Annotated in this window: 7 protein-coding genes and 1 pseudogene; 5 read left to right on the top strand and 3 right to left on the bottom strand. The window is 41.5% G+C overall.

Features of this window, described 5'->3' with window-relative positions; translation table 11 throughout:
- Position 1 precedes the first annotated feature (1 nt).
- Positions 2-742, top strand: a complete 741-nt coding sequence (locus ACLKML_RS05535; protein WP_413282719.1) for a DUF1499 domain-containing protein — start codon at positions 2-4, stop codon at positions 740-742.
- A 611-nt stretch (positions 743-1,353) separates the two neighbouring features.
- On the opposite strand, the gene ACLKML_RS05540 is transcribed toward ACLKML_RS05535, so the two are convergent.
- Together ACLKML_RS05540 and ACLKML_RS05545 are read right to left on the bottom strand one after the other, a co-directional pair.
- On the bottom strand, positions 1,354-6,237 hold the full coding sequence (locus ACLKML_RS05540; protein ID WP_413282720.1) for an OmpA family protein: 4,884 nt from the start codon (positions 6,235-6,237) through the stop codon (positions 1,354-1,356).
- Between the two features lie 14 nt (positions 6,238-6,251).
- Positions 6,252-8,009: a C1 family peptidase gene (locus tag ACLKML_RS05545; RefSeq protein ID WP_413282721.1), complete on the bottom strand. Its 1,758-nt coding sequence runs from the start codon at positions 8,007-8,009 to the stop codon at positions 6,252-6,254.
- 402 nt (positions 8,010-8,411) lie between these two features.
- Here ACLKML_RS05545 and ACLKML_RS05550 point away from each other — a divergent pair, with 402 nt between their 5' ends.
- The 4 genes and pseudogenes from ACLKML_RS05550 (at position 8,412) to ACLKML_RS05565 (ending at position 13,331) form a co-directional block, all read left to right on the top strand.
- The gene (locus ACLKML_RS05550; RefSeq protein ID WP_413282722.1) at positions 8,412-9,455 is read left to right on the top strand and encodes an alkene reductase; all 1,044 of its coding nucleotides are present in this window, start codon (positions 8,412-8,414) and stop codon (positions 9,453-9,455) included.
- Between the two features lie 439 nt (positions 9,456-9,894).
- Positions 9,895-11,208 (top strand): DASH family cryptochrome, encoded by a 1,314-nt coding sequence (locus ACLKML_RS05555; protein WP_413282723.1) that lies wholly within the window; start codon positions 9,895-9,897, stop codon positions 11,206-11,208.
- Positions 11,205-12,707 (top strand): annotated as a pseudogene (locus tag ACLKML_RS05560) (deoxyribodipyrimidine photo-lyase/cryptochrome family protein). Before ACLKML_RS05555 ends, ACLKML_RS05560 begins: the two are co-directional and overlap by 4 nt.
- A gap of 135 nt (positions 12,708-12,842) precedes the next feature.
- Positions 12,843-13,331 carry an ATP-binding protein gene (locus ACLKML_RS05565; RefSeq protein WP_413282724.1) on the top strand — a complete coding sequence of 163 codons (489 nt, stop codon included), beginning with the start codon at positions 12,843-12,845 and terminating at the stop codon, positions 13,329-13,331.
- 140 nt (positions 13,332-13,471) lie between these two features.
- On the opposite strand, the gene ACLKML_RS05570 is transcribed toward ACLKML_RS05565, so the two are convergent.
- Entirely contained in the window at positions 13,472-14,380 is a 909-nt protein-coding gene (locus ACLKML_RS05570) for a PocR ligand-binding domain-containing protein (protein ID WP_413282725.1), read from the bottom strand.
- Between the last annotated feature and the right edge of the window lie 373 nt (positions 14,381-14,753).

Here is a 14,753-nt window from a genome sequence, read left to right on the forward strand (position 1 = left end):
AATGACGAATCATCGTACTTCTCTAATTGGAACATTATTATTAGTTGTCGCTTTTTCCGCTGTACTAGCGGTTATGGTGATGATATTTGGCGCTCATTTTGGTTTATGGGATCCCATCGTTGGCTTTGGCTATATTCGAAATTACCTCAATCCAATTGGTCTTTTCGTCGTGATTCTAAGTACGCTAGGACTTATATCTCAATTAGCTACTCGTAACCGTATTGGGACAATGAAATCTTTGGTTGCCACATTGATAGGGTTAGCTCTTGTTGCACCTATGTTGCAAGGCATCATTCAACCAGCAAAACGTGCCCCTGCTATTCATGATATTACCACTGACACTGATAACCCACCTGAATTTTTAGTGTTAGATGATACGCGTGCAGGTGCTAAAAACTCTTTGGTTTATGCTGGAGAAGAAATCGCCACAATACAGAAAAAAGCGTATCCGTACATAAAACCGATATCGTCCAACCTTTCTACTGCTGATGCGTATGCAAAAGCTATAAAGATTGCACAAGACAAAGGTTGGGAAATAGTGGCTGAACAACCACAAGCATTACGCTTTGAGGCAACCGCTCAAACTACTTTCTTTGGTTTTATGGACGATATAGTGGTTCAAGTTACCCCGATAAACGATGCAAGCCGTGTGGATATTCGAAGTGTGTCTCGTATCGGCCGTAGTGACCAAGGAGTAAATGCCGCACGAATTGTCGAGTTCACACAAAGTTTTAATCAATAAGTCACTTTACTACTAATGCGAACATTCATTAAAGGATAATAGAAATTTCAAGAGCGAGTAGATTAACTGCTAGCTCTTGATTTTTACCATTACATTTTAACTTAAGTGTTCAGCTCCAATTTTGCGTTGGCTTACAGGAGAAAGTATTGAGTACGAAAGGTTATTGTAAATTGTGTTGTTGCTTTGGATTACTTGAAAATTCTCATGCCATCGGGGACTCAATTTTCAAGAAAATCACGAGAAAAAGCAGTGGTAAAGGTATTACTTTTACTTCAGATGCATCTGAACCAGTTCATTACACTCAAGATTCGTGGGCAGAGCATCAACTAGGTAGATCATATCATTCTAGGGTACTGTCAACTTAACCGCCTCTCAATCAATTGTGCGATAATCTGCTGATGAAAAATTCAAATCTCTATGCAGGTTAGTTGCGTCCAACATTTATATTAAGGTGTGTTTAGTTAACAATATCTGTTCCCCGAACCCACGGGGATGAACCGGATCAGTATCATACTTTTCCAATAAAAGAAGCCGAGTATTAAAGAGACTCGGCTTGAAAAACAATTTCTTATGTTGAACTAAAATTAATTAAGTTAACTCTTAAATATGGATCATAGTACTTCTGCCAATGGATAGTCATCGTTATTAATCAATACAGGAATAGATGGCGTCTGAGCACGATCAGTTAAACGAGGCACTTCACGAATAGTATAGAAAATCATTTCCATTAAACTGGTATAGCCGTCCCCATCTCCCATTTCTTCATCGCCCTTTTGCAACGCTTGTAATAGGCTATAGGTGAAGGCTCCGTGACCACCGCCGTATGCCTCATCTTCAAATGATTGTTGCGCTCCCTTTGAAGAACTGAATACGGTTGTAGCAGTACCTTGCGAAAGCGCTTTAACAGCATCTTCTGCGGTGATTCTTCCTTTATCAATGCTGCTACCAGAGTGGCAAATGTCCAGCAGGAACAGCGCTTTTTGGTTAACAGGACGTCGGTCTAAAAATGCCTTGAACTCACCAATGGCCATTCCTGTGTATGGCTTGCTTAACTCACTATCATGAGCCATAAAATAAAGGTTCTGATTACCATCTTGAATGCCATGACCAGCAATAAATATGATCACTTGATCGTCTCTTCCTGCATTTGCAAGAAATTCATTCATCTCTATTTTGATGTCGCGAGCCGTTGCGTGGGCATCCGTTAAAACCTTTGTGTGTACCTTCGCAAACAATTTACCTTGCTGTTTTTTCAACGCCTTCTCTAGCTCAAGTGCGTCTCGATGAGCAAAATCGAGATTTTGCAATGGATTTTCATATTCAGAAACACCAACACCGAAGAACCAAAGAGTGCCGCGGCTACCTTCGTTTTTACTTTCTTCTCGAGAGATGACGATCTCTTTCGTATAAGTCACCACTCCTTTATAGAGTAAATGGGCAGTGACGATGTTTTCGCCAATGCCAAGTGGCACCTTACGAGTAACCGTAATACTTTCATCTTCATCAATAAATGGATCAGATTCAAAGCCACGGGTTTTGCGATCATTGATGGTAAAGTAGAAATCTGGGTCAGGTTTTGATTTGTCAGTCTTGGTGACTTTTAGTTGCACGGTGTAATTTTCTTGGTCGGTCGTCACATTATCTTTGCCAACCAAAACCACGTCATAGGGCATATCAACTATAACATCGTTATCAATGATGGGTTTGTCATCAGTCTTGCGTTTATCAACTATATCGAGCAGAGCCTGTTTTACTCTTTGTGGGCTGATATATTTTTCCTGAAGGTTTTCAAAGGGTAGAAGGTAATCCCCAAAAGACCAATACACGCCTTCAAGACCATTCAATGAAGCGTTGTAATAACCGTTTGGTGTATATGCCACCCATTCGCCATCGCGGCGGTTCTGGATGGTGAGTTTTTTCTCAAGAGTATCAAGTTGGTAGAACTCCATGCTGTTGGCCTGGGTATACACAATCGCTAGGTTAAGTTTTTCATCACTGATAACAGATTTAGCTAGATTGGCTAACGCGAGTGTTTTCTCGCCGTAGATGAGTGTTTTTTTGTCGCGTGAAAGGCGTGGTTTGTTATCGTAGGTTGGGATCTCACTGAACGAATTTTGGTAATTAGATATTTTTGAAGTCGATATCTCTATATCCATCGATGATGTCAGACCGTGGATTGAAGCCGTCTTGGTGTCACCCTCCATAAAATCAGCACTGACGAGTGGCGTACTACTGGTGCGTGGCATTTTTGGATTTTCATCTAGGCTATCGGTATCCCAGACATAAACAGCTTTGGAGTCAGTGTTACCTCGGCCGCCATCATTCCACCAAGTTAAGGCAAGTAGACGTGAACCGTCGTCAGACAAATCTAAGTCAGAAAACCCACCATACCAAACACTAAAAGAGAGAGCGGATGTATTTAACGCAACAGTGGTTTGTGACATTTTCTTTAAGGAGGTTAGATCATAGAGAGCAATATACCCTTTGCCCCCTTTGCCTTTACTATCTTGCTCGACACCAGCTATAACCAATTTATTACCTTCATAGGTAATATTCGTGGGCTCGAATCCTAAATTTAAGGGGTGCTGAATCAGCTTAAAGTCATTAAGATTAAAGCTGACATAATCCCCTTCTTTGGTTAAAGAGAAATAGTTAGACGAGTCGTTATCCGATTGGAACCATCGCAAGTGGTTAACTTTATCGATGGTATGGACTTTTCTACCTTCTAGTAAGTGCCATATGGCCGTACTATCCGTGTCTTCTGAGATTAAAAAGTTGTGTTCTTTGTTAAGCGTGAGATGCTGCGCAATAGGTGTTGCAGGCTCAAACTCTGCAACTGGCGTTAGTATGTCGTCGCTATGTAAGTCATAGCGTACTAATTTTTCGTTTGATGAGACTAAAGCATAGCGGCCATCTGGGCTCATTCCTATATAAGGATCGGATTCGTATTCATTAATTGTTCCTCCCGTACCATCGACAAAATTGAAAAAGCTGACGGCTTTGGATGAAAACTTGTCATTAATTAATACGTAGTCGCTACTAGCAATTGGCACCATATGGCTCGGTGTTGGTAAAGAGTGAGAAAACGTCTCATAGGTCTCCGGTGAGCGAACATCGTAGACAGAGAATGTCCGGTTATTGTTAGCCACAACCAGCTTCTGGTGCTCAGGGACATAGGTCATTGAGTGCGCCCAATCAACACCATCGAATGTGTTTTCCAGCTCAAGTGTGTCGGCATTAAATAATTTCAGGTATTTATTGGAATTAGCCTGCGCCACTGCAATTTGGTTGGTTGCTGCAACCCACGCAATAGGACCACCAATACTGATATTAGAGATGCGATTAGCTTTGATTAGTTTATTCTTAGTCACGTCGAATAGACCCACATGACCATGGTTGTTAGTAAAAGCTATCTTACTGTTGTCTGGGCTCCATGATAACTCGGAAAATTTGGCACCTATGCCAAACTGTGAAACAGGCGCATGCAAGATACCGGTTTTGGTGTCGACGATATAAAGAGCGGATATCTTGATTCCTCCATAATATGTCCCATCTGAAATGACGGCGAGATAGCGTCCATCGGGCGAAAACTCACGTTTTGCTCCCCCAAAATAGAGCTCTCTAATGGTGATACCACGTTCTAGATCCCAGAGTCGAATAGGGTTGTAACCAGAGGCCATGAAGCGACCATCCTTGCTGAATGCTGCTCCTTCGGAGCGTAGATCTCCAACAACCGCAAATTCAGGTTGTTGAATATTCCCCATGGGTTTGATTTCAACCCGTCGATTTCGTTTTTTCCCTGAGTCTGTCCAGTTAGATGCCACCGGAAGCGTTGCACCAAATCCTTTGGCGATGAGTCTATTAGAGGATATACCATGCTTGCGTTGAAAGTATTCAACGACGGATTCAGCTCGTTTCTTCGACAAAGGGATGTTCACTTCATCAGAGCCAGAGCTGTCGGTATGTCCTTCTACTTCAAACAGATAGTTTTCACCACCCTCACGCTTTAGGGCTAGGGCGGCTTTATCAAGGTCTTTGTAGGCTGATGTCGGTATCTTGGCGGAGTTAACAGCAAAATTTAGCGACAACTGGATGCTTTTGCCAAATTGATCTTCCCAGTTATGTAAGAAAGGGTTGTTTTGATAGAATGCTTCCGTTTGTTTTTTACCACTAAGAGCCATATCAATGAAGGTTCGATATTTTTCCCAATACTGGTTATATTCGACTTTGCTTATTGCTTCGTTTAAATAGTAGTCAGCTTTTTCGAATTGCATCGCGGTAAGAGCAGTTTCAACGAGTGCATAGTAATAGCCAGTGTAATCACTATTGTCATGATGAATGAGCTTAGAATAATTGTTTTCGAGAATTTTCAAGGCTTCATCTTGCATGGCCATTGCCGAGTATCGATTAGCAAGAGTCGGCAAAAATCGGAACAATTCTGTTGTCCCTTTACTGGTGTTTATTGAATTCTTTGACGCTTCGACAAATTTGTTTTTATCGAAAGATCGTTCGTAATAGTAGTAAGCCAGTGCATCCCATCCATCTGCGTAATCGGGAAGTTCTACCATTAAGTTTTCTAATACTCGGCGTCCTTTTTCATACTGACCAACACCGTGGGCGCCTAACGCTATCCCCCATTCCAGGGCCATTGCAGGGGAATGACGTTGTAGATAGGCTTGCTCATAGAGTTGGGCTTCTAAGCTGTTAGTTTCTAGTTCAAACTCGGCATCTAAAGTACTGGCTAAACTACTGAATACATGCTCAATTATAGCTGGCTGTGTATCTAGCCTCATTAATTCAACTACTCTACTTTCTAATTCAGTGTACAATTCTTGACGTGAAGCGCCGATATGCTTTTGGTAGCGAACAGTATAATCGTACAGTCTGTTAATATTATCGGTTGAGGGGTAACTAAACACCGCCTCATAAACGGTGGTCATGGCTTGGAAGAATTCGCCGTTATCCCGAAGTTCAGCTGACTTAAGGTAGTAATACAAGGATCGCTCTATTTGATTACCTGACTTAAGTTGAGGGCCAAAGGCGTCTAAAACAGTGGTGTTGTCTATTCTAGCTTGTACTTCGTAGTACTCTAGAAGATAGAAATCAGCATCAATGTAATTATTTCTTACCGCAGCCTGATAGGCTTTATTTAGCAGTCCTACTTTCTCGTCTCCATCGTCGAGAACAACCGAAAGGTTAAAATAACCGGTATGAAGATCATCTGATTGAGAAATGGTCTGTCTAAGGAGCTTGGTTGATTTCTCTTTATTTCCGATCTGTGTTTCGAGCCAAGCTTGGGCAAATTGTCCTTCGGGGCTGTGTGGATAACGTTCCGCGAGCACAGAACGTAAATAATATCTAAGATTATTATTGTTAGAGGAGGTTGCCCATGTATAAAGCTGTTGTGGATCGGCATTGCGAATATCCATAGCAAAGCTAACCGGGATCACTAGCATCAATAGGAAGGTAGTGAGTACAAATTTTATCAATTTCATTGATTGACCTCGGGTTATTGTGCTTGTTTCTTAATATGAAGAAGAGTGGTTGCTGCATTGCCATGTTCATCCACAGCATTAACTTTGGCTTGTAAAACGTCTCCGTTTCTCAAGCTGCTCAGATCAAAATCCAGCTGAAAAGCGCCCCTAGATGAGAAGCGTGCCTGTATTACTTGATCGGAAGTGACGTTCTTTATTCGGCTTTGATCTTGCGCTGAACCTCGCACACGAAGTACCTCTTCTGTTGTGATCAACTGGATGGCCTGCGTGGCTATGGTGTTGATGTCAGGTTCAGGATCAGTAAATACGATCTGTGGCGGTTGCTGATCTGATTTGATTGAATGGGCTGAAATATGGTTAATGTTGACCACTGTCGCCATAATTTGTGACTTTTGTAAATAGGCTGTCGAGTTTAGGTTACTCAGTTCCGTTTTTACTAATTTGTCACCCAGCACTTCAGACAGTCTCATTTGAATTGAGTCGTAATGAGGCTGGTTGCTCATCGCCTTGGCAATATGAGCAACATCGATGGGTTTAGCACTGGTTAGTACAATGAAATAGTCTTTACCTTCCGTTTGATTTAACTGAGAGAAGTAATCTTCCGTTGGTCCTGGAAGGAGCAGCGTTTCATTTTTTCCAATGTAAGGTGAAGCGATAGCTTGATGAGGGAAAAGCACCACATGGTCGCTTGTTGTATGATCGCCACCAATAACGTAAACGTAGCTGTCTTGTTGTACCTTAAGTTCTGCACGAAAACGTTCGCCTGATCCAAGGCTTTGGGTGATGAGAAGTTCGTTGTTATCTTCACTTAAAGGTAACAGGCGACCGTCAAAGTGGAAAAAACTAGGTTGCAAGGTAAAATTAGGTTCAGGCGTTGCTGGCGGCTCAATGTCTGGCTCGGGGCCAATCACCTCATATGCCTCGACAACAAAGGTTTGATAATCTTTGTAACTTAACCAAAAAAAGCCTTTATTACCCCAATCTTCCCCCCAACTATTGATAATCTCAAAAGCGCCGCCAGAGTGGTTATCGTCATACCCGACAACAGCCATTGCGTGCCCGCCAAACTCACTATAAGGGGCTGTTTTATAAGTTTCATAATCAGAATAAGTGAAATCGATAGGGCCGGAACCTCGATGGTTCATGAAAGTGTTGCCCACCGCCATGCCGATTACCACTGGGTTTCCACGTGCGAGAGCTTTTCGGGTGTTTACTGATAAAGAGGATGCAGAGAGTGAAGATGACAATCTGCGATAATGTTCAATAGTGAATTCATTAGCTTGGTCAGATTCGTTGGCCGTGGGAAGCCGAAAGCATTGAGTGTCAGAGTAAGGAAATTCTGAATCGGCAAGCGCGCCAGTATCGGACAGTAAGTCTAATGCGTCGGAAATATAACTGCCTCCCTCACAATCACTAGACAGTTTCACCTGATTAAATACCCAAGCAGGTGAAAAAGCCGCAATACTCGGTTTTTGCGGCTTAGATTCGTTGGCCCATTTATTATACAAGATGCTTCTCGCGGCGTAGCCTGTAGACCAACCCACGCAACTGCCTGATTGGCCTTGATGACCAACCATGGGAGCAAAGTGTTTTAGTGAAAAACTTGTTGGTAGCTGCTCAGCATTACCGCGAGCAAGTGGTGGTGTCTTGCTAGTGGCTTGATAGCGTTTAGGGTCAAACTCGCCGCCTAGAGAGAAACGGGGCTCTGCTGCACGTGAAAAAAAAGATACTAACCCTATTAAAATTAGTAAGTTACATCTATTATTGACCATTGTTGATCTAATCCTTGAATCTAAATGGTTATCTGTCTTGTCGCTAAATTCCTTCCAATAGATGTTAACAAATTGTTATTCGATAAGCTATTTGATTGATGAATGATTCTTTAGTTTGTTGATATGATTGAAAGTTTTCTTGTTTTTAATACAACATCATCTACATAGTTTAGATACAGACTCAAGTGAAAGAGTTGTGTTGATGGGTATTTTTTTGGTAGCGAAGTTGTGCCCTCTGAATCGAGGGCACTGTTTTAAATTTTTTAGTTCATACCTTGAAAGTAATTTAAATAAGCCTCACTTATATCCTAGTAAGAACAGATGAAAATACAACAAGTCCCACTTTGGTTGTTCGCGTAAACCATGAGTCTTTTTACTAATGCTGCATTAGGATTATTTACTATGCCCAACACTTTATTCCAACCTTATTACCTTAACGATACGTTAACATTATCTAATCGAATTACAATGGCACCTTTAACTCGTTGCATGGCGAGTGATGATTTAGTCCCGACGGATCAAATGGTGGAATATTATGCTCGCCGAGCGGATGTGGGTTTAATTATTAGTGAAGCCACAATTATTCGTGCTGATGGCCAAGGCTTTCCTAATACGCCAGGGCTATTTACTCAAGCTCAAATTGACGGTTGGAAAAAAGTCACCACGGCAGTACATGATAAAGGTGGTAAAATTTTTGCTCAACTTTGGCACTTAGGTCGCCAAGCTCATTCGCATTATTTTGGAGAAGGCATTGTTTATGCCCCTTCAGCGATACAAATTGAGGGGACTTTACCACGTGCTCGTGATTTACATTATGAAGTGCCAAAAGCGGCCGATAAGGAAGAGATAGCTCAATTAATAGCGGATTACACTCAAGCGGCTAAAAATGCGATTGAAGCAGGTTTTGATGGGGTTGAAATACACGCGGCTAATGGGTATTTAATCGATCAATTTCTACACTTCAACACTAACCTTCGTGATGATGAGTACGGCCAAACGCCAGAAAACATGGCTCGTTTTGCTTTAGATATCACCGATTCAATCTGCGCGGCAATTGGCCAGAACCGTACCGCCATTCGTTTGTCACCAGCGGCTTACACTCATATTGAAATTGATGCTCGTGATAAAGAGGTGTTCGACTACTTACTGCTGAAATTGTCTGATAGGAACTTAGCGTATGTACACGCTGGGATTTTTGATGACAGCGTGGTGTATGAGCATTTAGGCGGCAAAGTGTCAGAATACATGCGCAAGACATTTACCGGTCATTTTATGGCTGTAGGTGGCTATTCAGCCGAGCAAGCCGCCAAACATATCGAAAATAATGATTTTGACTTAATCGCAATTGGTCGCCCACTTATTGCTAACCCAGATTACATTGAAAAAATTAAAAGTGGTAAAGAGCTCACCCAATATAGTGCTGATATGCTAGATGAGCTGATATAAGTTCGATATTCGAATTTTACTGATCCTACATATGACGTGTTCGTAAGTCACTTTTTTGACCCTCAATACTCTCAGTATTTATAGGATACTGGCGAGAAAACCCAGTGATCAACTCTGCTGTCACTGGGATTGAGTTTTCCATTTAGACTTAACATTTCCGGTAGCTATAACTTACGACTTTATGTGCGTACTTCAAGTCGGTCATTCCGCGTAAATTAATGCGGCTGTAAGGGAGTCGGCGATCTCGGCATTTTGTTTCAATCTTTAACCTAGCTAAGCTAACTGGCCGAGGTCATATCAAAAAAAATTGAATTGAGTCTATCGTGTTGTGAACCTTTTGGGCTTGTTGTGCGTAATTATCTTATTACAAATTGGCTAAGCACATATTGGCATAAGTACATGTCAAGAAATGGGAACCACTTAGATAACGAGGCTTAAGATGAAAAAAGCGATTTATTGGTTTAGTAATGATTTGTGTCTGCAAGACAATCGCAGTTTAGCGGCCTTGCTAACACAGGCCGATCAAATTGCATTTGTTTATGTGGTTGATCCTCGTTGGTTTGAAGCCGACAACTATCAACACAAGCGACTCGGTCAGCATCGCTGGCGGTTGATTTGCCAATCCATGCAGCAGTTGGATAGCCAGTTACGAGCGCACGGTCATCAACTATCGCTGTTTAGCGGTCACGTAGAGCAGGTGATGATTTCCTTGGTAAAAGAGCATCAGATCAACGCTGTCGGCCATTGTGCGCAAATAGGTTTGTATGAGCAACGCGCTTGGCAGAAGATTCAGCAGTCTTTACCAGAAGTAGAATTTGTATCGGATTGGGATACAACCTTGTTTTCAGAGCGCCAATTAACTTTGTCAAAGCAGCATCTTTCCTCGTTTTCTAAGTTTCGTAAGCTAGTTGAAAAAGAACCTCTTCATCCCTTCAATCCGACAGTGATTTCACTTCGATCGTTACCTTCGCCTTTAGTTTTACCAACTACCACCCCAGACGCTCTGGGTACCGACTGGAAACACTTACCCACTTTTTCGATCAATAGCAGCACGTTAAAACCGCACGATGAAAGTGAATTTCACGGGGGCGAGTTAAATGTGATTGAACACCTAGAGGGATATTTTCAAACCCTGCATCCAAGAAGCTATAAACAGACCCGAAACGCCTTAGATGGTTGGCAAAACTCGACCAAAATGAGTCATTTTTTAGCGCTCGGAAATCTGTCTGCTAGACAACTATGGCATCAGCTTAAGCAATACGAAGTACAATATGGTGCTAATGAGTCAACCTACTGGATTGGTTTCGAATTGTTGTGGCGTGATTACTTTCAATGGTCCGCGTTATTACTCAATGACCAGTTGTTTCGCTTTCAAGGCGGTGCTGAACGAGCGCCGTCAACCCGTTATAACGAAGAGCGTTTTCAACAATGGTGCGAGGGCAATACTCCCTTCTCTTTGGTCAACGCGTTAATGACTGAGTTGAATCAAACTGGGTATATGACCAATCGTGGACGCCAAATTGCGGCGAGTTGTTTAGTCAATGAGCTTGGCGTTGATTGGCGTTTCGGAGCGGCGTATTTTCAGCAGCAATTGGTGGACCATGATGTCGCGTCGAATTGGGGAAATTGGCAATATATTGCTGGCGTCGGGGCAGATCCGCGTGGCGGTCGACATTTCAATATTGAAAAACAAACGCTTCAATTTGATCCCGATGGAAGCTACCGCAATAAGTGGTTAGGGACGTCGTCATGAGTATTGCTCTAGTTTGGTTGAAACGAGATTTACGTCTTAGTGATCATGAAGCCTTATTCAATGCCGCTCAAAGTGGTAAACCGGTTCTACTTTTCTATTGCTTCGAACCACTATTACTAAACGACCCGCATTACAGCCAGCGACACTGGAATTTTGTTTCACAATCTTTGCAAGACATACGATCTCGTTTACCTGATGGAGCGTTGTATTGCGTTAAACAAGATGCGCTAAGTGCGATACAAGCAATTCACCAAGATATGGGTATCGACGCAATTTATTCACATCAAGAAGTAGGGCTAAATAACACTTTTGAGCGTGATTTGAACGTAGCTAGTTGGTGTTCGCAACAGAACATTAATTGGGTTTAAAGTGGTTTTGGTGCTGTTAAAAGGGGGTTAACGCACCGTCGAACGTGGGATAAAGATTGGCAAAAACTAATGCGCGCTCAAACGTTCGATATCGAGATAGATAACACGGCATGGTGTAACACCGAAACTTCTATACTCACGAATAAAGCGGAGAGGATTTCCCTAGTGAACTCATGTTCCAAACTACCTTCTGTAAATGAAACTGGCCATGTTAGTTCTAGCCTATTTCAGCGTGGCGGGGAAATGGCGGCGTGGCACACCTTACATGCTTTTTATGATCAACGTGGTCAGCAGTATGTCTTTAGTTTGTCGAGCCCTTCGTTAAGTCAGGTCCATTGTTCGCGTCTGTCGGCTTATTTGGCTTGGGGTAATCTGAGCTTACGCCAGGTTTATCAAAGTCTTTTAGGGCATTGGCAGCAACCGGGATGGCGAAAAAGTTTAGTCGCATTGAGTTCACGCCTGCATTGGCATTGCCACTTTATTCAAAAATTTGAAAGCGAAAGTAGTATGGAGTTTAAACCAGTCAATGCCGGTTACGAGCACTTACCTCGAGCAACGGGAGACCAGGCCAAATCTAACCTAGAGGCGTGGAAGAAAGGTGCAACGGGTATTCCAATGGTTGATGGTTGTATGCGCTGTTTACACGCGACAGGTTATATTAACTTTAGAATGCGTGCGATGTTGGTGAGTTTTCTCTGTCACCACCTTGCCATCGATTGGCGTTATGGAGTGAGTCATTTAGCTCAGCTGTTTTTGGACTTCGAACCGGGGATTCATTACAGCCAATTTCAGATGCAAGCGGGAATTACTGGCATCAATACCATCCGAATATACAATCCGGTTAAGCAAGGGCTTGAGAAAGACAGTGACGGTGAGTTTATCAAAACCTGGGTACCGGAACTAAAACATGTGCCAGCGCCATTGGTGCACGAAACGTGGAAGTTAACACCGATGGAACAGGTGATGTATGAGGTAAACATTGGTACTGATTACCCGAACGCGATTGTCGATTTAAAGCAAAGTTACCAACAAGCTAAAGAATTACTGTGGTCATGGCGAAATAGGCCGCAGGTGCAAGCTGAAGCGAGAAGGTTATTATCGCGGCACGTAAGGCCAGATAAAAAACGATGAAGAAATCACAGTTACCAGAGAAAATTTGTGTTGTGTGCCATTTTTTCTAGTGTTTATAGTTTGAATGCCGGTGCCATGCTAATATTTAGTACGTATTTACTTCGTTAAATTTTATCAAACATAGGTGGCTATAAATTGGGAAGTAATAAGAAAGCGAAGGTCACGTTACTGATTGGTAAGGTCGCCTGTGGCAAGACAACTTTTGCTCGCAATCAACAAGAATCTGATGGTACGGTTTTTTTATCTGTAGATGAGCTACATCTCGCAGTTTTTGGGCAGAACCCTACTCGTGAAGAACTTGATAGTTCACATGCTGGTAGTCGAAATTACCTTAAAGGAATAGCTTTGGAATTTTTGAGAAATGACATTGATGTCAATTTAGATTGGGGCTTTTGGTCTAAGTCATCTAGAGTCGAAACGCAGAAGTACTTTAGTGAGCTAGGATATAAGGTTTCTCAGATTTATTTTGATATTCCATTGGCAATTCGGCTTCAGCGAAATCAAACGCGAAACAATGGCAATGACCGTCACTCGTTCAAAATTGAAGAGAAAGATATTGCACTATTTGATAGTTTCTTTGAGGAACCAAGTAGCGACGAAGAATATACAGTAGTATACACGTAAATATAATTAGCAATGTTGCTTAAGTAGGAACATGCATACCAAATTTTCACATCCATTCTAATAGTTAGAAATCAAGTTTAAGAACTCTCCAATATTAGTCGATTCTTACATTAAGTGCTTGCTCGTATTGTCGGTAAAGATCATCTTAAGGTTTGTTGCTCTTCTAATATTGAGTTTCTAAAATATTGAGGTGTTATTCCATATGTATTTCTGAATACTTTACAGAAATAACTTGAACAAGAATAACCTAAATTATGCGCTATTCTTGCAATAGACCAATCACTGTATTGGAGCATTTTCTTAGCTCCCTGTAGTCTTTGCTGATTAATGTATTGATTAAACCCAATGCCGATTTCCTTTTTAAACAGTTTACTTAAATAATGAGGACTCAAAAATACATGATCTGCGGCGTCTACTAATGTAATATCCTCGAAATAATGCGCTTCAATGTATCTGACTACTTTTTTAATTTTAATATCATAAGAATGGCTACTATCATGACTCGGGATTAACTGCTTGCTATGATGGGTATCATTGATAGTTACAAAATCTGTACTCTTCTTAAGATAAATATTCACCAATCTTTTTAATAAATTGGCGGCAGAGAACAACTTCGAGTAGTCAATAATTGGAATTTGTTCATAATCCTCAACTACGTCGGAATTTTTCATCCACTCTTTATCAGCAGGCTGACAGTCTTCTAAATTACTTGCATTCTTTATTCTCGCTTGACCACAAAGCACAAATCCGACTAAATGGTCGTCAATTTCTAGAGGCATAGAAAAATTCATTAACCCAGCATAGCATCTATAAACATGCAGTTTATTCTCTCTTGATGCTTTTAAACCAGCACAGTGACCACTATTTTTACACCGTTCATGCAGACTTGGGTTTTGGCAAACTTTAGAGCAAAAATTAGTAAAATTGAAACTAGAAAATACTTGGCAGCCTTCTATATCCACTAAAACAACCGCTAAGCTGGTTGCGTTAGCGAAGTTTTGGAGTATGTTACTTATCTCCTGTAATTCTAAAAAGCTATCTGGTCTCATACTCATTTTTCACCTCGTTATGTCTGATCAATAATTGACCACTCTTGCTGTTGGCTCATCTAAAAATCAATTTTTAGGTTCATGCATTAATGCACGGGCGATTACCTATTTATGTTTCATACCGTCACTCATCTGCAGGTATATGATTGCGCTCAGTGAGCTCGGAAAATATGAGACCTTGCTTTATCACATTTTTTACCGTTCCACCTCACATTGACTTCGTACATCAAGTTGGTTACTTAGGTGTGTATGCTTTTATATTTATCCTCACTTTGAGGATAATGTATTTTTTTTGAATTATATTTGGAGTAAAAGAAAAACGAACGAGGATATTCGCATAAGCCTCTTTTATTTTGTATAGCGAGTACCGAAC

The organism is Vibrio sp. MA40-2, assembly GCF_047302445.1.
Classification (GTDB): Bacteria; Pseudomonadota; Gammaproteobacteria; order Enterobacterales; family Vibrionaceae; genus Vibrio.